This is a genomic window from Pseudomonas sp. GM79, from assembly GCF_000282495.1.
Lineage (GTDB): Bacteria > Pseudomonadota > Gammaproteobacteria > Pseudomonadales > Pseudomonadaceae > Aquipseudomonas.
The window spans coordinates 74,658-96,394 of the sequence record NZ_AKJE01000108.1 but is presented as its reverse complement, the minus strand read 5'-3'; the positions used below and the strand labels follow the sequence as shown (position 1 = coordinate 96,394).

Below are 21,737 nucleotides of genomic sequence, written 5' to 3'. Positions count from 1 at the left end.
GCTGGCATTGGTACCTGACTCCAGACAGAGGGGCGACATGCCGTTGAGGCACGCGACAAGATTCGCAAGCGGAGCAGATTGCTCGACTGGCTCGATGAAGATTATTGTGGACGCCTTCAGCCGAAGCGCTGAGATGAGAAGGGTATATTGCTGCGCCATGGAGGTACTGATCCCAGGCCATCAGGCGCACCCCGCTCACCGGGTTGATACGTCTCACTAGCTCCTGGGCAATGGGCTCGCAAGGCGTTACAGCCTCCTCCACCGCAGACTCGGATGCGTCAGGAGGAAGGCCGAAACTCTACTCTGATTGATCACACTTCCTGATTGTCAAACCGTTACAGAACCTTATATCCAATGCGGCGACGGGGGCTTTAACTGGATTGGACCTACTGGCCGGACGCGCCGCAACAAAAAATATGACAGCGCTGGAATCAGCACTAAAGCCCCGATCATGTTCCAGACGAACATGAACGCTAACAAAAGCCCCATATCAGCCTGAAACTTGATCGGAGACCACATCCAGGTAATCACCCCTGCAGCCATTGTTATACCAATTAACGCAACCACTCTCCCGGTAAAGCCTACAGCTGCACCATACGCCTGCGCCAGGGTTGCACCTTGACGCTGCATGACGAGTTGCACGCTAAGAAGGTAGAGGGCGTAGTCGACGCCAACCCCAACACCGAGTGCATGCACGGGTAGCGTCGCCACTTTCAAACCGATACCGGCCTTGACCATCAACGCCTCACAAACCACTGCGGTAATAAGCAGCGGAATGAGTGCGACGATCACTGCTCGCCAGTTGCGGAATGTGACAAAACATAGCAACGCCACGGCGCTATAGAGCAATAACAGCATTTCGCTATGCGCTTTGCGCACTACTGTATTGGTAACAGCCTCGACGCCGGCGGTACCTGCTATTGGCAGGAACTGTATTTTGTCGGAGTCATGTGCCCGCGCGAAGTCTTCGACGATTTTCAGCATACGGGCCAGTGTTTCAGCCTTATGGTTCGTCAGATAGGCAATAACCGGCATAACCGAGTAATCGGCATTTACCAACTCAAGACCGCGTTGCGTATAGATGTTGTAGACCGCCACGCCAGCGTTGCTATTACGTGGAATGGTGAGCCATTTAGGATTGGCTTCAAACTGGCCCATGTTGACGAACGGGACATCCGCTGCAATCGAGGACACACCCTGCACGTCCGGGTCTTGTTGCAACAGCCAGCCGAGACGATCCATTTCTACGAGAGTGCTGTACTCCTGACCACCGTTCTTTGATGTTTTGACTATCACTGCAAACTGGTCGCTCGATAAACCAAAGTTTCGGTTCACGAAGTCGACATCCCGGTTGTAAATCGAGTCGGGCCATAGCTCGGGGGCTCCCGCATCTAAATCCCCAACCTTCAAGTCGCGACTGATCAGCCAGCTTGAACCGGCCAGCACCGCCGCTACCACAAGGGCCGCTATAGCCCAGCGCCGCTCGGTGAAGCGAGTGAGGGTGGCCAACCCCAACCCTTTCAAGCCTTGTCCAGACGCTTGCTCTGAATCCAGAGCCAGGCGGCGCATCGCTGCATGGTGATTCACACCGATGTAGGAGAAGGCAACAGGGATCAACACCAACTTGGTTAAAATCAATATCGTTACGCCAACACTGGTGATAAAGGCCATCTCCCGAATGACCGGAATATCCACCACCATCAGCACTGCAAAGCCCAGGATATTGGTCAACAACGCAGTCAGGCCGGCCAGAAACAGGCGGCGAAACGTATAACGCGCCGCAACGTATCGGTGCGTACCGCGAGCAACGTCCTGGGCGATCCCGTTCATCTTCTGTGCGCCATGACTGATGCCAATGGCAAAGATCAAAAACGGCACCAGAATCGAATAAGGATTCAACTCGCGCCCGAGCAACCCAATCAATCCCAACAGCCAGACCACGCCAAGCACCGATACCCCGACGAGTACGAAAGTGCTGCGCAGACAGCGACTATAGGAATAGATGATCACCCCGGCGATGGCCACCGCAGCCCCGAAAAACACCATGACCTTATAGAGGCCCTGGATAAGTTCGACCATCAGCACGGAGAAGCCAACTGCATGAATCTTGATTTTGTCGGTCTGAAGTGCAAGCAAAGCCTGAATCCCCGTCCGACCAAATTCCTCATAGTTGAGCGGCTCTCCGGTGTCAGGATCATAGTCCAGCATCGGTATCACAATCATGCTCGACTTAAGGTCAGGTGACACGAGTTGGCCAACGAGGTTGGCACGCTGCACGTTGAGCCGAAGTTTCTCGATCATCAAGGGTGAGCCGTCGAAACCATCCGGCATCACCGGTCCACCGGCATAGCCTTCCGCAATCACATCTGTCCAACGTACCGTAGGTAACCAAAGCGACTTTACCCAGCCGCGGTTGACGCCCTTGGTGACCATGGCTTGATCTGTCACCTTGGCCAACACTTCCAGGTAGGCCGGATCAAAGATATCGCCATCGGTGTTCTCCACGGAGATGCGCACGGTATTGCCCAGCGCACTCAGATCCCGCAGGTGAGCCAGGTAGTTCTGCATGTAGGGATGCGACTGGGGAAGCATCTGTTCATAACTGGCATTCACACGCAAATGCAGTGCCTGCCAGCCGAGCAAGATCGAGATCACGAGGCAAAGCAGCAGCACCGGAATGCGATTGTTAAAGATCAGTCGCTCAAGCCAATTTCCTGACTGAGTGTCAAAGTCTTCAATCCGCTTCACCACAGGCATAGCATTGAGGTTTATATCGGCAGTCATGTCTGTAAAGGCCTATTCAAGGAGTAACGCTGCTAAGCGCGCGCACGCCGCCAAGACCGGCCAAGACCAAGGTCTTGCCACCAGCATCGACAACTCCGGTATACGGTCGCGCAGCGCCTATGTGCCACGCGGAAAAATTGCGGCCGTTGTCGTCGCTGACCCACAGACCGGCACCGCCATCAACCAGCACTACCCGCCCGTCGACAAGCACAGCGCCCCCTGTCACCGAAGACGAACCAAGGCCGGATGATTGATCCCACGTTTTGCCACCATCGCGCGACACAATGGCCCGACCCAGCAGACCATAAGCCAACACAAAGTCTGGCGTGCCGATCACACCAAACAGGCTTCCGCCTTCCGGTGGCTGAGTGCTGATGAAGCGCCCACTGGCAGAGTCCAGCTTCAACAACAAGCCTTGATCGCCGGCGATCCAAAACTCCGATCCTATGGAACGAATCGCATAAAGATGCCCAGCACCAGGGTTGTCGACCAGATGCAGCCAAGGTGTCCACGTCGCTCCGGCGTCCGTGGTGTGCAGCACCAGCCCCCATGCGCCAACAATGAATCCTTCATTTGCATCGCTGAACCAGACATCAAGGAAGGGCCGGGCCCCCTGCTCCTTCACAAAGCGCCGGGACTCTGCGAGCGCAGCCTGCATGCGGGGATCGTCAGCGGGCTGCGCCGCATAATAATCGAGCATGAGTTGCGCCGCGCGCCGCCCCTCCAGCACCAACTGCCAGGTACTCCCGGCGTCAATGCTTTTGAGCACAACGCCGTCATGACCCGTGGCCCAACCGACCTGCGGAGTCGGAAACTGGACGCTGACCAAATCCACACTCACCGGCACTTGTGCCTGCGTCCACTCCAGACCCTGGTTATCCGAATACACGATATGGCCCCGAACGCCGACCCCGACGATTCGAGTTCCGGCGGTAGCCACCGCGATTATCGGAGCTGCCGCGGCCAAGCGACTGCTCACTGCAGGAACCTGTACTGGCTCGAGCACCGTCTGCCCACCGCTCGCGGCACCCAGCGGCAACACAAATACCCACAGAGCACACCACACGAAGGTCGGAAACTTCCTCGTCAGCCAGGAGACAATTCCTGCGCCTTTCGGCCCTGCCATCGATTGGCACGCTATCGTGCATTCACCCATCATGGTTAACGGACTCCTCGCGCAGCGATTGCATCAGGAGACCAGTCACCCTTGCTCCAGGTATCCGCCGCCATAGGCCCTTTCAATCCTGCCTTGATCGGTCCGTTGCTCGGCATGCCGCACATGACATAGACGTTGTTGGAAAGGTCATAAACCAGCCATGGGATCGCATACGGAATAACTTTGTCATAGAGCTGGATCGACATGGTCAGGTTGACCCGCAGCAACTTGCCGGCGTTGTCGTATTGATCGGACATACCAGCGCCCGCATTGTCCTCATCCCAGTAGAAAACCCGCTTCGAATAGAGATGGCGCTTGCCTGGCAACAAGGTGGCTTCTACTACCCAAACACGGTGCAATTCCCAGCGCATATACTCGGGGTTCACAAACTTGGGTGATCCAACAGCCTCCATCCCTTTCTCAAAACTATTGGACTGCAACGCCCCATAAAGCTTGTAGAGGTTATAGGGGATATACACCTCTTTCTTGCCAATCAGCTTGAAGTCGTAACGGTCCATACGCCCCGAAAACACCCCAACATCATCCAGCGTGACCATACCGGCACCTGCTGGAAACGGGGTGTCATAAGCCAGCTCCGGAGCCACTTTGACTCGACGTTGCCCAGGCACATACTGCCAGGCACGGCGATCACCGGTGGTGAAGTCAAGCGGATCGAGAATCACGAACTGTTGCCCTGCCAGCGCCGCAGGTTCTAGCGCACTGGTGTTTTGCTTGAGGTAATAGGTGCTTCGATCCGGATTCTCTGGCTGATAGTAAGGATACTCGTAGCGCATTTCCGAGTTCCCGGTACTGGTCTTGCGACCGGACTGGTCAACGTAGAAATTGCTGGAGGTGAACTCCGCAACATCGCCCCCGTAAGCCAGAAGGTGGTTCCACATCACCTCGTGGCCAGTTTTGGGTATTGGGAATGGTGTCCCCCCTTCGGCGCCAGTGATACCAACGCCGTTACCAGTCGTCTGCGTGCGTGTGGCGTTCTTGACGGATGCATCGAGCACCGTTTGTGGCATTGCCACGGACCGGCGAGTCGGATAAACGTCCATTTTATAGTCGGGATAACGTGTGAGCAGCGCCTTCTGGCCCTCGGTCAGCTTGTCGGCGTATTGCGCCATGTTCTTGGAAGTGATCGAGAACAGTGGTTTATCGTCTTTATACGGATCTGGATAAATCCCACTGCCCTCCTTAAATTCCGCAGGCGACTTTTTCAGGCCGCCGGTATAGGCAGGGATGCTGCCATCCTTGTTACCTGCTACCTCCGCGCCCCACGGCGTGAGTGCGCTGCCAAGTTGTTTGGCTTCATCAGCCGGCACAGCCGCTTGGGCAACGCTTGCGGATGCAATCCACAGCCCCCAGGCGAACGGTAAAATGAACTTTTTCATATCAATACCTCCTCTGCGACTCAGAATGTGGTTTTCAGGGTGAGTGAAACCCAGCCACGATCGTCGAAGGTGTTACCGACGCCATTGACTGAACTCACCGCTGGCAAACCATTGACAACACCTTCCTTGGTCTTAAGCAGATAACCGTTGTACTGAAGGCTGACGCTGTACTTGCTGCGCACGTCCGCGGTCAGGCCGATGCTGTAAGAGCCTGCCCCCTGATTGCCCCCGAAAGGCACCGGTGAATTCCCCTTCAAACCCGTCTGCAGAAACAGCGGTGCCTTGAGATCGATACCGGGAAAAACCTGGTACCACGTCGGCGTAAAGGCCAGTGCCAATCCCCAGGCGTCACGTGTTGCGCAACCGTCCCATTTGTCGTTGGTCGGGCAACCGCCATAGCCAACGCCGCTGAAGTTTTCTTTGTTACTCGTCACTTTTTGCAGTCGACTGTAGGTCAGCTCGGCCACGTAGCTGGCGCTGTCGAAAGCGGCATTGCCGGGCATCAGCCCCAATACGTTAACCAGGGCGTGAAAAGTGTCACCACGTGGCTCATCGCCAACCAGCGTTGAACCGCCGTTGAGCAAGCCAGTGTCCATGCGGTAAACCATTTCGGCCCCCACACTCAGACCGCCAACTTCCTTACTGAGGCTGACCCCTACAAGCTTCGCTTTTCGCAGGTAAGACAACCGCAAATCAGTTGGAAGGCCCGACTCCTGGAAGCCACCTAACACGTACTGCGGGAAGCGATCGGTATACTCGCGGTAGTAGAACCCGAGTGCACCGTCCAACACCTCGGGACGCCAGGTTGCCTTGACGCCCCAGTCGCCACTGTTCTTGGGCCGGTCTTGTACACCTAGAAAAGGAACTGGAGCGATTGAGCCGGCAGGCAGGCCGAACGCGGATGCAGTCGCCCCCGCCGCGGCAGGATTGACCACATAGGTATTGCCGCCCAATGAGGAAAAGTCGACCGCGCCCAAATAGGTCCCGCCATCAGGTAACCTCGACGGATCCCATTCGAAGAAGTACTGCCCACCCACACTGAAATTGTCAGCCAATTGGGCTTCGCCAGAGATTTGGTTCTGCGGCAAGTAAAGTTCTTTTGCCTCTATACCCGGTGTGGTGGCGAGCTTGCGAAGATCCACCGGCCCCTGGGAGTAAGAAACGCCATGCACGAATGAGAAAATCGATTCACCCCAATAGAGGTTATGACGACCCAATCGCCCATCCACTGGCACGCTCCCAACATCGAAACGGCCAAACACAAACGCATCGAGAAGCTCCCCGGACGGGCCGCGATTCCAACGTTTGGTGTATGAGGAATACCGAGCGTTCGGATAGGCTGTACTGGTATTCCCTTGGCCTGGCACCGAGAACGCCGAGTTGGACTTCACATCGGTATCCCTGTAGGCGTCGTCGTACCAACCAGCTGCACTGACGCGCCCGCCATACCGTTTTTTGTACTTGAAGTCGAATTCACTCAACACATCGATACGATTTGTGACCACGTCACCTCGATCGAACTTTGAATCGGAATCGTCGTAGCTCGCGTTGTTAAGTAGCTTCTGGTCCTGCTTTTGAGCCCGCATGCCCACGTTGTAACGAAGGGTGTTATCCCACCGGGCAGTCCAGTCGGGATCTTCAAGATTCAGCTGAAACGCCGATGCGGCAAACGGCAGCCCGCAGCATGCCAACACTGAGATCGTCTGTTTGACGTACCTACCGCAGTAGGCCGAACCTTTTTTTCGAGCCATCGTTGCCACCCTCTTATTATTTTTCTTATCTCAAAGGACCGATCGGATTCCCAACGGTCAATCGCCGCTATAAAAACCGTTCGGGATTAGCGGGCCGCAGCTACAGGGCCCGCTTCGCACCAGTGCAAAGCTTGTGATACGTAAGACCAGGCACTCGAGAAACCGGCGACCCTCGCCCGTGCAACGGAGAAGGATTGGTCTCGGGGCTTAATGCGGATGAAGGAACTCTGCTGAGCAGGGGATCCCGCTACAGCAGGCGCGTGCTGCGCGATGGACAATAGAAAGAGATTGGCGTTGCTGCGCGACCACGCGGTCACGGGATAGGCAATTTTGACGTGTGTAACAGGTTTACGCACGGCTACATGGCACTTCACGAATAGAGTCACTTTTCGCCTCCATCTTATTTTTATTATGAGCAGCACATCAGCGTCTGCTAACCAGCGCATGACATTGCATAGAGACAAGCTAGATCTATTTTTTAGGGATGTCAATATTATCTAGGCAAGGCATTCATCGAGTTCATCTTGAAATGATTCATCACAAGGTAAAAATTTGGATCCAGCTCGCTGAACACCACATAACTAGCCTAAACCAGGCGTAATGGAGTCATTCCTCCACCTCGACATTATTTAGTTGATACCCCAGTCAAATAAACTCAATTTCAGGATGCTGACTTCCAGTAAACGCCGGCTCAAATCCTCATCCTTGGTTGAAGGAAATCGAGGCAATCTCGATGCACCCAACGAGCGGGATACCTCCCGCAAAAAAAACTCAGGCTCATAGGAAAAACCCAACCTGGAATTGGACCCGTTTGCGTAACGTGAGGGACGAAGTCGACATCCACACCCGTCCACCACTACGAGTAGCGGTAAACGGACGGGGAGATTATTTCGACCGAAACCGCGCACATTGCACGGCATGAAACGTTATGCGCGCCTGAATTGGCATCACTGGGTAAGCAATCGGACGGCCGCCCGATTACTAGGTGACTTTGGCAAGAAACCTGGGCTCGTGCTGTTTGGACACGCTGACGACTCTATGGCGGCCGCCGATTAAACGGCTACTGGAATCAAAAAGACAAAGGATCGCCAATCTCGAATATTTGGAATTTTCGATGGGTAATCCAGCCTGCAGCCTCACTCGATCGCCACTGCGCCATATGGGATGACGCCGAGTGTTCATCGAATGCAGCTTTGCTCAACCAGGTTTCCTTGACCCGAATAAGCCCAGGATCAAGGACATCCTCAGCATACGTATAGTCCAGGCACCCAGCCTCCTCCCGACTTGCTGCAATCACCTGCTCCATTGCAGGCTTTGCTGCCTGGACCCTGCCGACCGGCAAACGGACCTCGCCAACTATCAGCAACATCGTATTCTCCTTTACCAAGGGATCGGACCTACCCACGTTCAGTGGTAGACACTCTGATTTCAGATGACTTAATGGACGATGCTTCCTGATTGCTGCTCGGTCACATCCTCGGATGCCGCCAGAGAGGCGCGCCATTCTTGGCGATAGCGGTCCATAAAATGAGGGAACTCATTGTTCAAGCGCTGCTCATCCACCCGTCCGGTGCGCTTCATGTAGTCAAAAACAAGCGCTATCGGACTGAGATCGAGCTTCGACACGACATGCTCATACCATGTAAAGCTTTTTTCCGCCGCACTGACCAGTTTCTGTTTTGCGGGCTCGCGCTCTTTACGGAAGGCTGCGAGTGCCGAAGCAACGTCCGCATTACTCTCCAGCGAGGAGACCAGAGCAATGGCATCCTCCATAGCGATACGAGTACCGGAACCGATGCTGGGATGCGCACTATGCAGAGCATCGCCGATCAACACCTTATTACCGACCGACCAGTTACGTACCCGGGTGACAGGGAGGCTATGCCACATTGACTTGTTGCAGATCAGCGACAACCCCTTCAACTCCTTCGCGAACATTTTCTCGGTAAACCGTGCACTTTCCTGTTCGGTCATCTGGCTAAGACCGGATCTCTCCCAAGTCTCGGCATCGCACTCCGCGACAAACGTGCTCATCTTTTCCGTATAGGAATAGCCCACCGCCCAGAAATGCCCCAGCTCGGTCGTCTTGAAGCTGAGAACCGGATAAGGAAATGCGGCTTCGGTGCCATACCACGCAAGCTTGTTGGTTAACGAATAGGTGGTTGCTCCGAAATCCTCCAAAAAGCCATTGCGAAGTGCCGAGTTGACGCCATCACCACCGACAATCAAGTCGGCTTCGGGCAAATCTCGCGCCTCCATCCGACTCCCGTAGTTGACAATCACACCTGCACGCTCAGCACAATCCTGAAGGATCTGCAGCAACCGTAAGCGCGCAATCGCCGCACCGTAACCACCGCCCTCGATAAAGATCTCCTCGCCCTTGTGCATCACCACGCGGTGCCGCGAGATAAAGCAGGACCGCATGATCTCTTCATAAGACTCCAGGTCAGCCTGCTTCATGCGATCCATGCCTCGGTCGGCCAGCACGATGCCGAAACCATAGGTAGCGTCGCGAGGATTCTGCTCATAAACCGTCACATCCGCACCGAGTCTTTTACGAGCCAGAAGCGCGAAATACAGCCCGGATGGACCACCTCCATAGACCACGATCTTCATGACTCCGATACCTCATTTACGATGCGCATAGTGTCGCGTCCATACTCCAGGATGCGACCACAAAAGCCGCCTGTTAGAGCACTGTTCCAGAGCGCCGGACCTAGTCCGAGTGCCCGGCGCTCAAAGTGGATCTGATCAGCCGACTCGATCCGCCAATATCCATTCTCAGGCTCACGCACGGTGCAATTTCCGACCTTAAGTGCTCCGTTGATTAGCGGCATGAATTCAGGAATGTCCGGCACGAAGATTCTGACCATTATTCGGCTCTCTCCATTTGTGCATCGAGCATGGCGCCCTTGGCCTTCCAGACACTTTCGATTTCCTTCAACCGCCCCCCCAGACCCGTGCACTCCGCTTCAACCGCGATAGCCGCTGCGAGCGTCAGTTCTGCGTCCGAAATATCGAGCGACTGGAAGGGTCGAACCGGTCGTCCGATCTCGAGGTAATAGCCGTTCGGATCACGAAAATAGATCGACTCCACCACTTCGTGCTCAATCTGGTACAAAACATCCACGCCTCGAGACTCGAGCAATCGGCGCCACGCCATTAGCTCCTCTCGCGTCTCCACTCGCCAAGCGGTATGGATTGCATCATTGTCATATTCCGGGCGGTGAACGAGATGATCGGGTTGCTCGTCCCCCAGATAGTAGAAAAATGCGATGGTGCTGCCATTACCGCTGTCAAAGAAAAAATGCAGAAAGTCGGGATGCTCCGATGGCCCCCAGCCTCGTGCCGAAACACAATGGAGAAGCGGCAGCCCAATAACATCGCGATAAAATTCGAGTGTCTCCCGCAGCTTCCAGGTGGGTCGGGCGGTATGATGGACACCATTGAGTAGCAGTTGCGTAGTCATGGCATTTCCTGTCTGGCTAACTAGTTAGTAACCACGTCGGGCTGTTCGAGCCGTTTCGCGATGTCTATTCGCAACGCAGCCTTGTCGAGCTTTCCGACCTTGGTAAGCGGGAGCGCGTCGATCGTCACGACTCGTTCAGGCCATTTGAACTTGGCCAGGCCCAGCGCCTCCATGTGCCCCTGGAAATCGCTGACGCTTGGTGCCTGATGTCCACTTCGGAGCACGACATAAACGCAGACCCGCTCACCCAGGATGGGGTCAGGCATTCCCACGACAGCGCATCCCGCAACTGCGACATGAGTTGAAACTGCGAGCTCGACCTCCTCACAGTTGATTTTCTCGCTTCCGCGATCGACAACATCCTTGAGCCGCCCGGCAAAGGCGTAATAGTGCTTGCCGTCGATAACACGGCGAACCAGCAAATCGCCTGGCTTGTAGAAACCATCGGGCGTGAATGCCTCTCGGTTTCGCTCGGGAGCATTGAAGTAACCCGATACCGTATATGGCCCACGGCAAATCATTTCACCGATCTCGCCATCGGCGACCTCGTCCATCGTCCCCGGCACAACAAGCCGTACTTCGTCAAAGCTGGAAAGAGGCCTGCCGACCGTCCAGTCGCGCGCCTCTTCAGAGTCATCAGGGCGACAGTACATATTCATGCCTTCGGACATTCCGAACATGGCGTAAGTTGGACGACCATATTTCTCCCGCAACATGCGGGCAGAATCAGCCGACCAGAACGCGCGCACATGCCCGAGCGCAGCAGGCTCAAGATCGAATGCAGCTTCAAGCCGCGGTAAAAGCGGGCGGATCACGCCGATATAGGTGGGTGGTGTGCGTTTGAAGGCGGCAGCCCAGGACTCTGGCGTCAGATCTTCAGGAATTACGAATGCAGCACCGGCTAACAGGACAGGCATGGTGAAACAAATCATGCAGGCGTTATGCATCATCGGCATCGGCATAAACATTACATCGTCGTGCCGATAGCCTATCGCCTCGATGGTCAGGGTCGCGTTAAGCAAATAGTCGTTCTGCATCCGGGGAATAACCTTGGGAACGCCGGTCGTGCCCCCCGACAACTGAAAGACGGCAACCTGATAAGCATCTCTAGGTACCGCCCTGACCGCAGCGTAGGCCTTCGCCGCATCGGTTTTAGCAATCAGATCTTCCATCCGAGTGACGCCATCGCGCGGCCGCCCTCGGAAGGAGATGACGTGGCGAACAGTCGGAATCTGCGGCTGCATCTTCAGCGCAAACGCCTCCAGATCGAACTTCACGTCATCGCCCTGCACGATGAACGCCTTCGCATCGACATGACGGCCGAGATAGGAGATCTCGCGCTCGCGATGGGCCGCCAGCGTGCAGGTGGGGATCAACCCGGCCTTAAGGCAGGAAATGAGTGCAATGATGAGGTCGGGCGAGTTATTCGCCTGAAATAGCACCCGATCAAGCGGCATGAGCCCCATGTCAAGCAGCGCGGCGGCAAACCGATCGGTTCGCTCATCAAACTCGGCGTAACTAATGATGCCATCGGTAGTACATAGGGCCGGCGCACCGGCATTGTCCGCGAACGAAGCCATCAGAGCTTCAATGAGACTGGTCTCGGACAGTTCACCGCTTTCGACATAAGTTCGCAGATGGTCAAGCGGCGGATAGACAACTCCGGGCAAGGGATCACGGACGCCGATCATGATAATGCCTCCTTGCGGGAAGGGCTTTTCAACTGAACCGCAGTGGCAGGAAAGCGTGGCGCGAGCCATTCAATCACATGCTCCGCTGCAACCTCCTGGCCATTGCGCTCGTCAAGACGCAGTGACTGACCATGATGGTTTCCGCGGATATCGATACGCTGCTTATCGCTGGTTGCAATGCTCGCAAAAATACTCGCGGCATCACCGGGAAAGACGCTGTTATCACCTGTGTAGTACACGACGAATGTGGGCTGATTGATCGAGTTGCCACACAATTCGAATGAGGCACGCGAGGTCAATGCAGACCATGTCGAAAGCCAGCTCTCCGGTGTACACACCCGCGCGAAACTAACGCTACCCATATTGGACACAGCAGGATTCGCCCCCCACACGCTGCCCCATCGGCGATCCGAAGAATCCAACGACAGGTCAAAGCAACGTAGGTCAGCATCGGTGCGCCAGACCGTGAACACACCAGAAAAGGCAGCTCTTAAGGCATCACCTCCGCGGCCATCGGCGATCTTCTTCTTCTCCGCCATACGACTGCCGATACTGCCGATAGCCGCCGCATCGATCCGAGCGATACGAGCACACTGCGCAGCGCGATATCGCTCAACGAATTCGTGGGGATAGTGAGCGCCGCCCGCTTTTCCATCGCTGTAGCCGTTTGCAACATTAAACGGATCAAGTGAAGCATCGACCGAAAAAGGATCGTTCTCATCGGTCAACGAGGGATCGATCATATTCATCAGCAATCGCCCCTGCCCCGGGTGCGGCGCGACGAAAACAAAGCCATCCGCGATAGGCATGGACGCTTCGGCCAACTTGGTCGGCCGCCCACCGGGCGTGTGGGCAACGCGCTGATCGCCACTGAGCTGTGACTGCTGATTATAGTAGGCAAAGAGACTTGCACCACCGGAGTTGCCGAGCATCACGATCTTCTCGAAACCCAACTCGCGTAGCTTATTCATACCCGAGGCGACGTCGTGCAGCGCCAGTTCGTGCTCCAGACGTATATCGTTTCCGGTCGAGCGCGGCGCTTGCACCCAGCACGCATAGCCCGCTGAAACCAGACCGGGTACCAGGTAATGCGAAACCAGTAGTTCGCGAGGATGCATGATGTATACGACGGTGCGCTCACCGCCACAGGCATGCAAGTACCCCATGACCGGTGCGCCGTCGAAGGTCACGCCTGGATAGACCACTGTACGCATATCACTTGGCAGTAACGCCGGATTCCAGGACGCACCGCGAAGCCCCGCTGTCACCTGCCGCTCGAGTGTCGGATTATCATTCTTCGTGCCGGTCATTCCTGCACCTTCTCAATCAAGTTCTATTATATTTATTATCTATCTTAATTTGCATACAGATAGCCTTTCCGTCGCACCCAAATGACCGGTATACACCCTCATACTCATTGACTGCCGGTGTCGTCACAGCAACCTGACGACTGGGCATTCCGATGAGCATCCACAGCCATTTAGCGCCACACACCATCAAACCTACCGAACTATAATTAATAGGTCAATCATTTTTATCCGATGCCTTTTCACCGACCGCCTCCACTGCAAGAGCCTGCCGCCTTGCTGACGGATAAGGCCCTTATAAACCGGGCACTTTCAACTTAATCGATCTATCGAATGTCGCTCTCAGATCAATCATCTATCGACTTTGAGATCCTCTAACAGGTCGATATTTATAATTTATTGACACCCCAATTAATCACACCTAAGCTCGAAACACGCACCCGACCACCACCGGCCGTGGCACGACGAACCTGAATTCAAATCCAACCAATCGAAATCACAGATAACCATGACAAAAAGTTCGTTTAACGCCCTGGTTCTGCGCCAGGACGAGAGCGGCACAGTGGCGACGATGGAACCCCTTTCCATTGACGACCTGCCAAACGGTGACGTGCGCATCGCGGTCGAATATTCGAGCCTCAATTACAAGGACGGACTCGCCATTACAGGGATGGGCAAGGTCGTACGCAGCTTCCCCATGGTCCCCGGAATCGACTTCGCCGGCACTGTTGAGGAATCAGCGTCGCCACTGTTCAATCCAGGCGACAAGGTCATCCTGACAGGCTGGGGTGTTGGCGAGACATGGTGGGGCGGCTTCGCCGAGAAGGCTTCGGTCAAAAGTGAATGGCTTGTCGCCTTACCCGCCGGAATGACAACTAAACAGGCTATGAGCTATGGCACCGCAGGACTTACGGCAGGGTTAGCAGTCAATGCCCTTGAGAACCATGAGGTCGATAGAAAGCGCGAGATTCTGGTCACCGGAGCCTCAGGCGGCGTCGGCAGCGTAGCAGTGCTCATGCTGGCGCAGCTTGGCTATCGCGTGGTGGCCTCAACGGGGCGTCCTGAGCAGGAAGCCTATCTCAAGGACCTGGGCGCAGAGAGCATTATCGCCCGCGATGTATTGGCCACCCTCTCCAAACCGTTGCTATCCGAACGCTGGGGTGGCGTGATCGACACGATAGGAAGCCACACTCTTGCATCTGCGATGGCAGGTGTATGTAACCGAGGCGCAGTTGCAGTTTGCGGACTTGCGGGAGGTACCGACCTGCCGACAACCATCTTGCCGCTCATCTTGCGCGGGATAACTGTTATCGGCATTGAGTCTGTGCGCTGCCCGATTGAGGATCGACAGCGCGTCTGGTCCCGTCTGGCCAGCCTGTTTCCGAATGGACTGCCCGACAGCCTGGTGCAGGAGGTTTCACTGGCGAATGTGCTATCCCCTGCGAAGTCCATTTTGCAAGGACAGGTGCGTGGTCGCATCGTGGTTCGGACTGGAGAGTGACACCCCATGAATGGTCCGCGAGATACAAGACCTCAGCCCTCAACCGGACAAAAGCCAGAACAACAATAACGTGCCGGACAGTCTTCTCGGACTGTTCCTGATGAAACCGCGACCCCTGACACGGAAAGAGAACTATGAGCTCACAATACGTCGTACCGGCCGAATCCGGATCTCGAATTAGATTGCTGATCGCACACAACTGCGCCACTGGAAAGGTGGCCGCCGAATGACCGCCCCCCGTACGTTAGTCCAAAAGGTCTGGGATGCTCATGTCGTCGCGGCGATGGGTGATGGTGCGGTGCTGCTCTACATCGACCGGCATCTGGTAAACGAGGTCACCAGCCCACAGGCGTTCGAGGGCCTGCGGCAGGCCGAACGGCGCGTGCGCCAGCCGGATGCAACCATTGCAGTAGCCGACCACAACGTACCCACAGAAGGCCGTGCCGGGGGCGTGGCGGCGATCGCCGAACCAGACAGTCGACTGCAGGTCGAAACGCTCGAACGAAATGTAGCCGCCTTCAATGTGCCTTATGTACCACTACTCAGTCGCCAGCAGGGCATCGTCCATATCATCGGACCGGAACTGGGCCTGACGCTACCGGGCACCACGATCGTATGCGGTGACAGCCACACCTCGACGCATGGTGCCTTCGGCGCACTTGCTTTCGGCATTGGCACATCAGAAGCCGAGCATGTGCTCGCTACCCAGACACTGATCCAGCAGCCGGCCAAATCAATGCTGATACGCATCGATGGGCACCTCCGCACCGGCGTCTCGGCGAAGGACCTGATTCTCGCTATCATCGGCCGGATCGGCACCGACGGCGCGACGGGTCATATCATCGAATATGCGGGCGAAGCGATCGAAGCGCTCGATATGGCTGGACGCATGACCGTTTGCAACATGTCTATCGAGGCCGGCGCTCGCGCAGGCATGATCGCCCCCGACGAAAAAACCTTCGCCTGGCTGCGAGACCTGCCATTAGCACCGCAAGGCGCCGCGTTCGAAGCAGCCAAAACCTATTGGCAGACGTTGCACTCCGATCCCGGCGCATCATTCGACCAGACCATCTCCCTTGATGCCACCGACATTGCACCGATGGTGACCTGGGGCACCAGCCCAGAAGCCGTCACCACCATCAATGGCCGAGTCCCCGACCCGGCGAATTGCACCGACCCTGACCGGCGGCGCCAAATGGAAACGATGCTCGCCTATATGGCGTTGACACCAGGCCTGACCTTGAAAGGTCTGCCCATCGATGTCGTATTCATCGGGAGCTGCACAAATGGGCGCATTGAGGATTTGCGCGCCGCCGCCGCGGTTGTCGATGGCAGGCGGGTGTCTGCGCACGTGCGCGCCCTGGTTGTGCCAGGCTCGGGCAAGGTGAAGGCACAGGCCGAGGCGGAAGGACTCGATCGACTGTTCACGGACGCCGGTTTTGAATGGCGAGATGCCGGCTGCTCAATGTGTCTGGGCATGAATCCCGACCGCCTCGCGCCGGGCGAGCGTTGCGCCTCCACCTCCAATCGCAACTTCGAGGGACGACAAGGTCCTGGTGGACGCACGCACTTGATGTCACCTGCCATGGCGGCTGCAGCAGCAATCGCCGGCCACATCGTTGACGCTCGGGAGTTTTCCTCATGAAACCGTTCCAACACATTGCCGGGGTGGCGGCTGCGCTGCCGCTGGCCAATATCGACACAGACAAGATTCTGCCCGCCCGCTTTCTCAAGACAATCCGCCGCGAGGGCCTGGCCGAAGGATTGTTCGCAGTGCTTCGCGAAGATCCGACATTCGTCTTGAATCGCGCCCCTTGGCTGGGAGCCGAAATCCTCGTGGCGCTCGATAATTTCGGCTGCGGCTCCAGTCGCGAACACGCGCCCTGGGCACTGCTCGATTTTGGAATTCGCTGCATCATCGCGCCTAGTTTCGCCGATATTTTCTATAACAATTGCTTCAAGAACGGCATCCTGCCGGTCGTACTCCCTCGCGACCAGGTCGACGCCCTGCTCGAGTCAGTCAGCGACCCTGAACTGGCGCGGACCGATATCGATCTGCTGGAACAGACTGTACAGCTGGCCGACGGACGCATCTTTCGCTTCGCCATCGACCCAGCGCGCAAGCGCGCCCTGCTCGAAGGTCTGGACGACATCGGCAACACTTTGACTTTCGAAGACAGGATTGCAGCATTCGAAGCGGCACGCCGAGAGAGCCAGCCGTGGCTCCCCACCATCCCTGCGGAGTTTTGATTGAGTCAGCCTGGGCGGTACTAAATTCATGCTAGCCGACGGACCGGGCCTTAATGAATCGCACCAGGTTGACGACGATGGCAAGCGCGGCGCAGATGACGGCCATTGCCACACCAGTCATTGGGCCGTCAGCGCCCGCCACGCTAAAAGCGATCGCCACCAGCGCACCGCCCAGGCTCTGGCCAAACACTCGAGTGACGGCCTGCAAGCCACCGGCAGCACCACTGCGAATACGTGGCGAGTTTGAAAGAATTGCACGACCATTGGCGGCCTGGAAGAAGCCGAAGCTCAGCCCCGCAACCAACATCCCGATCATGATGAGAAGATTGGACGAGCCTTGCGGCAAAGCCGCCACCCATGACAAGCCGGCCACCATGCCTAATGCCCCGCCCCCACCTAACAGAGCTGGCGAATATCTATCGGAGAACCGGCCTGCGATCGGTGCCACCAACACGGAACCCAACGGCCACGCCCCCATTAGCATGCCCACTTCCAGATACGAACGATGCAGCACTTCCTGGAAGTAGAACGGCAGAGCAACAAAAGCCGACATTTGTGCGGTGAGCGTAAAGGTGGCTGCGCCTACCGCATAGGCCACCGGCCGAATGCGCAGCAGATCAATGGGAACCAGCGGCGCCGGGTGGTGACGCACACGTCGATACAGCAGCAGCCCGGCGCAAGCTGAAATCGACAGCAGACTAAATGCATACGGGAGACTCTCACCCAGATACCCCACGCCACTGACAAACGCACCCAGCGTTACCATGCTGAGCAAGGCGCTAATCCCATCAAACGATGCCACACCGCAAGGCACATCAGGCAGATACCGCAGACCGAACATGGCCACGATACCGATTGGAACATTCACTGCAAAGATCCAGGGCCAAGTGCCTACCGCGAGAATAGCGGAGCCCACGGTGGGCCCCAGCACCGACATCACCCCCACCGTGAGCGCATTCCAGCTCAAGCCTCGCCCAAGCTTGTCCAGCGGATAGATATTACGCGTCAGACCGCCAACCAGACTCATCAGGCATGACGCACCTACCCCTTGAAAGATCCGTGCGCCGATGAGTGTGTTCAGCGAGTACGCCAGCGCGCACCCCAGTGACGCCAGGGTGAACAAAATCAGGCCGAAACCAAACATGCGACGAAAGCCAATTCGCTCAGCCATCGCCGAGAACGGCAACAACAGAACCACTAACGTGAGGTTGTAGGCGTTGATCACCCACACAGCGGACGCACTGGAGGCGTTCAATTCTGTGGCAATGGTAGGAAGCGCAACGTTGGCGATCATCGCATCCATCACCGCCAAACTGATCGCCGTGAGCAAGGTGGCAGCTGCCCATTGCCGACGCGGCGCGGGCAGTCCTTGAAATGCATCAATATCGATAGCTTCGCTGGTCAGATCTTGCGGACGATTCGTGCTCATGATCACTTCAGACCTCTGCGACATTCGTGTTTGCTTACGCTTTCGGAACCCCGAGCAGTTAGCCGAAGGCGCGTCAGGCGCAAGATTCGGAGCGCGTCAACGGTCTTGCCGAAGAGTGATCGAGCACAGTAGGAAGGTCGGCGAATGCATAGACGGGGACATGCTGCCCCCATCAGAGAAGACGGTAAAACTCATCCAACGTAACTTGCAGGCTTCCCGTCCTTTTGCTCGAAGGTCTAGCCTGCGACATTCAACATCCGCACTCCAGGTTCATACCGAGGATTTGCGACTTAGGGCTGGCCGCTTAATTGCGGCTGGTGCCTCGTTTGTAACGTGACCGTCCACCGGGAGCAAGGCATCGCCGAGATTCATACGATTAAGCGCAAGCTCGAGCGCATCGAACAACAAATTCAAACCAGCAGAGAATGTAGTTAACGCATTGAGCGTTGTATAACTTTCCCGAACGAAGTCAACGGTTGGAAACTCTTTCGGATCAAGGGCTGCAAGTTTATTGTCGAGAAACTCCTTATGCTCCCCCGGCCACCGGTGCCGTACAGTTGCATGCGCGTTACCGATGATGAAGTCCACGATAAGATGCGCATACATTGAGGTTCGCGCTGCATCGAACCCCATACCCCGCACAGTCGAAAGCATTTTCTCGAATACAATCACACCGTAATCAGTTTCACCCTCAGCAACTTCCTGGAACAACCGATACCGATTGTGCGAAATCACGTAGGCGGCCACGCCCGGATATCTGATATACGTCCGATACATGGCTTCGGCAGTGACTTCGATGTTGTGCCTCCAACCGCCCTGCTCTGGTGGCCAAGACGCCACCAACTCTTTATAGAACATGTTCATCACGCCAGAAGTGAGCGGATCGCGCCCCCCCAAATAATAGTGAATGAGGGCTGGCGTGACACCAAGCTCCTTCGCTACTTTGACGATAGAAACATCTTGCAAGGGAGCAGTTTTCGTCAACTGGAGAGCGACAGTGACGATCGTTTTTTTATCAAGGAAACTGGTGTCGGCACCTGTGGGGCGACCACGCCCGCGACCCGTTTTTGCCACGATCGCCTTTGTAGAAGCCGCCCGCAACTTTTTGGTTTCAGTCGCAGCCTGACTTTTCGTCTCTTCTGATGCTTTCCGCGCCATAATTAACATACTCCCACTGAATGGCTAATCGTTGCTCCCTCCCAGCGGCACAATCTTCCAACCGCGGGGGCTAAATATTACACCACGATTAATTATCCTGAGCCATCAATTAACGCAACCAAACAGCACGCTTCGCGCTCCACACAATGAAATGACAAGCTGAAAAACGTCGCTCATTGAGCAGCTGAAACATCGAAACCTTGCACTGGGACATACCGACCGAAAATTGGACCATCCGACGCATCACCATTGACGCATTGTTGGCATAGAGCACATCAATCAACAGCGTCTACCCCACCACTGGAAGTCGATCCATTAGCCAGCATGCGCCACATAAAGTCCTTGAAAAGGCTTTCTTCGTCTGCCGTGAAACCGCGCAAGTGCTGATCCAGCACGCGCCCCATGCTTGCTGGAATTCTCTTCGCGGTGTCCGACCCAGCCTCGGTCAGCTCGATCTTGATTACCCGACGATCTTCATTGCTGCGTAGACGGCGTAGCAGCCCTTTGGCTTCAAGCCGGTCGAGCGTGCGCGTCATGGCACCGGTATTCACATTGTTCAGCATGGCCAACTCACCAGCCGTGCCGGCACGCCCACTCCAAACCATGATGATCGGGCGCCACTGGCCGGCAGTCAGGCCCAGCGGCGCCATTTCCTGGTCCACCAGCCGGTTTAGCGAACTCAAGACCAACCTGACCAGGAAGTAGGCATTGTCACACCGCGTCCCACTGGCATCGCCCCAGTACGGAATGGACTGATCGTGAGAAAGGGAAAAAAGGAATTCGCTCATACCGACAACTTAGCTGCCGAAGCATTTATTATCAACTATATTAATTTATATTCCCTGCAACCATACCAGTAAAGACCGACCTCCTCCAAATAGATTGCATACCTGCAGCACATGCCAACTGAGAAAGCCCGGCCTTTCATCGAGAGTCCGGCCGCCGCAACCCTCATACTGGGAGGGGTCATTGACAGAGCAATATTAACTGTCATATAAATTTAAAAGTAGATCAGTGATCTTCACGTCCTTTAGATGCGGCGGGAATGATCAGGCCAGGCAGCAACCTTAATGGTCGCCTTGCATTTCAGGCATTTATCTTGACCGGAGCAGCTATGACGATCAGATCAGAATTTTTGATTTATGAGGGACCGGGCGGCCCGTTCGAGGGCGTCGTGGCCTGGGATGATTCGCTCCAGGGCAAACGACCAGGGGTACTCGTAGCACCCGGCTTTCTAGGGCAATCGCAATTCGAAACAGACAAGGCTATCGCGCTTGCCGGCTTGGGCTACGTTGGGTTTGCGATTGATATCTACGGCCGCGGGCGTCGCGGTGAAACGCTCGAGCAGGCAACGGAGCTTATGGGCGAACTCAACGATGATCGCCCAATGCTGCAACGACGCATGACCGCCGCGCTGTCCACATTACGAGGACTGGAGAGGGTCGACCCAGATAAAACTGGCGCAATTGGTTTTTGCCTCGGAGGTAAATGCGTGCTCGATTTGGCCCGCACAGGGAGCGATATTTCCGGCGTGGTCAGCTTCCACGGGGTGTTCGACCCACCTCCGTACGACACAGCTAAGCCTGTCTCGGCCAAGATCCTGGTGTTGCATGGTTGGGACGATCCCCTGGCCTCACCTGACGATGTTGCCGCACTCGCAACCGAGCTAAGTACAGCCCGCGCCGACTGGCAGATACATGCATACGGCGCAACCGCGCATGCATTCACAAATCCTAGCGTGAATTTGCCTGAACAAGGTATGGCGTACCAACCGGCTGCTGACCTTCGGTCGTGGACTGCCATGAAGTTTTTTTTCGAAGAGCTATTTTCGGCCAACGCCTGAA

Annotated in this window: 16 protein-coding genes; 4 read left to right on the top strand and 12 right to left on the bottom strand. The window is 56.0% G+C overall.

What is annotated here, in order from left to right; genetic code table 11:
• Positions 1 to 345 precede the first annotated feature (345 nt).
• The 9 genes from PMI36_RS03975 to PMI36_RS04010 all read right to left on the bottom strand — a co-directional run bounded on the left by PMI36_RS03975 (position 346) and on the right by PMI36_RS04010 (position 13,558).
• On the bottom strand, positions 346 to 2,784 hold the full coding sequence (locus PMI36_RS03975) for an efflux RND transporter permease subunit (RefSeq protein WP_008075361.1): 2,439 nt from the start codon (positions 2,782 to 2,784) through the stop codon (positions 346 to 348).
• Positions 2,785 to 2,800: 16 nt separating this feature from the next.
• A complete protein-coding gene (locus tag PMI36_RS03980) occupies positions 2,801 to 3,943 on the bottom strand; it encodes a WD40/YVTN/BNR-like repeat-containing protein (protein ID WP_008075359.1) in 1,143 nt (380 codons plus the stop codon).
• Between the two features lie 2 nt (positions 3,944 to 3,945).
• Complete coding sequence (locus PMI36_RS03985; RefSeq protein WP_008075358.1) at positions 3,946 to 5,337, bottom strand: DUF1329 domain-containing protein; 1,392 nt, start codon at positions 5,335 to 5,337, stop codon at positions 3,946 to 3,948.
• A gap of 20 nt (positions 5,338 to 5,357) precedes the next feature.
• Positions 5,358 to 7,088 carry a DUF1302 domain-containing protein gene (locus PMI36_RS03990; protein ID WP_008075357.1) on the bottom strand — a complete coding sequence of 577 codons (1,731 nt, stop codon included), beginning with the start codon at positions 7,086 to 7,088 and terminating at the stop codon, positions 5,358 to 5,360.
• Positions 7,089 to 8,157: 1,069 nt separating this feature from the next.
• On the bottom strand, positions 8,158 to 8,457 hold the full coding sequence (locus tag PMI36_RS03995; protein ID WP_008075356.1) for a putative quinol monooxygenase: 300 nt from the start codon (positions 8,455 to 8,457) through the stop codon (positions 8,158 to 8,160).
• Positions 8,458 to 8,525: 68 nt separating this feature from the next.
• Positions 8,526 to 9,704, bottom strand: a complete 1,179-nt coding sequence (locus PMI36_RS04000) for an FAD-dependent monooxygenase (protein ID WP_008075355.1) — start codon at positions 9,702 to 9,704, stop codon at positions 8,526 to 8,528.
• A gap of 256 nt (positions 9,705 to 9,960) precedes the next feature.
• A complete protein-coding gene (locus PMI36_RS0129905) occupies positions 9,961 to 10,557 on the bottom strand; it encodes a VOC family protein (RefSeq protein WP_008075352.1) in 597 nt (198 codons plus the stop codon).
• Positions 10,558 to 10,577: 20 nt separating this feature from the next.
• Positions 10,578 to 12,248 carry an AMP-binding protein gene (locus PMI36_RS04005; protein ID WP_008075351.1) on the bottom strand — a complete coding sequence of 557 codons (1,671 nt, stop codon included), beginning with the start codon at positions 12,246 to 12,248 and terminating at the stop codon, positions 10,578 to 10,580.
• On the bottom strand, positions 12,245 to 13,558 hold the full coding sequence (locus PMI36_RS04010; protein ID WP_008075350.1) for a hypothetical protein: 1,314 nt from the start codon (positions 13,556 to 13,558) through the stop codon (positions 12,245 to 12,247). Before PMI36_RS04010 ends, PMI36_RS04005 begins: the two co-directional genes overlap by 4 nt.
• A 505-nt stretch (positions 13,559 to 14,063) precedes the next feature.
• Here PMI36_RS04010 and PMI36_RS04015 point away from each other — a divergent pair.
• From PMI36_RS04015 to leuD, 3 genes are all read left to right on the top strand, one after another.
• Positions 14,064 to 15,056 (top strand): MDR family oxidoreductase, encoded by a 993-nt coding sequence (locus PMI36_RS04015; RefSeq protein WP_008075349.1) that lies wholly within the window; start codon positions 14,064 to 14,066, stop codon positions 15,054 to 15,056.
• 226 nt (positions 15,057 to 15,282) lie between these two features.
• The gene (gene leuC, locus PMI36_RS04020; RefSeq protein ID WP_008075348.1) at positions 15,283 to 16,701 is read left to right on the top strand and encodes a 3-isopropylmalate dehydratase large subunit; all 1,419 of its coding nucleotides are present in this window, start codon (positions 15,283 to 15,285) and stop codon (positions 16,699 to 16,701) included.
• Complete coding sequence (gene leuD, locus PMI36_RS04025; protein ID WP_008075347.1) at positions 16,698 to 17,306, top strand: 3-isopropylmalate dehydratase small subunit; 609 nt, start codon at positions 16,698 to 16,700, stop codon at positions 17,304 to 17,306. Before leuC ends, leuD begins: the two co-directional genes overlap by 4 nt.
• A 31-nt stretch (positions 17,307 to 17,337) precedes the next feature.
• Here the strand turns inward: leuD and PMI36_RS04030 are convergent, their stop codons facing one another.
• From PMI36_RS04030 to PMI36_RS04035, 3 genes are all read right to left on the bottom strand, one after another.
• Positions 17,338 to 18,735 carry an MFS transporter gene (locus PMI36_RS04030; protein ID WP_008075346.1) on the bottom strand — a complete coding sequence of 466 codons (1,398 nt, stop codon included), beginning with the start codon at positions 18,733 to 18,735 and terminating at the stop codon, positions 17,338 to 17,340.
• A 270-nt stretch (positions 18,736 to 19,005) separates the two neighbouring features.
• Complete coding sequence (locus tag PMI36_RS0129900) at positions 19,006 to 19,893, bottom strand: TetR/AcrR family transcriptional regulator (RefSeq protein WP_008075345.1); 888 nt, start codon at positions 19,891 to 19,893, stop codon at positions 19,006 to 19,008.
• Positions 19,894 to 20,168: 275 nt separating this feature from the next.
• Positions 20,169 to 20,681, bottom strand: a complete 513-nt coding sequence (locus PMI36_RS04035) for a MarR family winged helix-turn-helix transcriptional regulator (RefSeq protein ID WP_008075344.1) — start codon at positions 20,679 to 20,681, stop codon at positions 20,169 to 20,171.
• 326 nt (positions 20,682 to 21,007) lie between these two features.
• On the opposite strand from PMI36_RS04035, the gene PMI36_RS04040 reads away from it, so the two are divergent.
• Positions 21,008 to 21,736, top strand: coding sequence for a dienelactone hydrolase family protein (locus PMI36_RS04040; RefSeq protein ID WP_008075343.1), 729 nt, complete (start codon positions 21,008 to 21,010; stop codon positions 21,734 to 21,736).
• The last annotated feature ends 1 nt before the right edge of the window (position 21,737 follow it).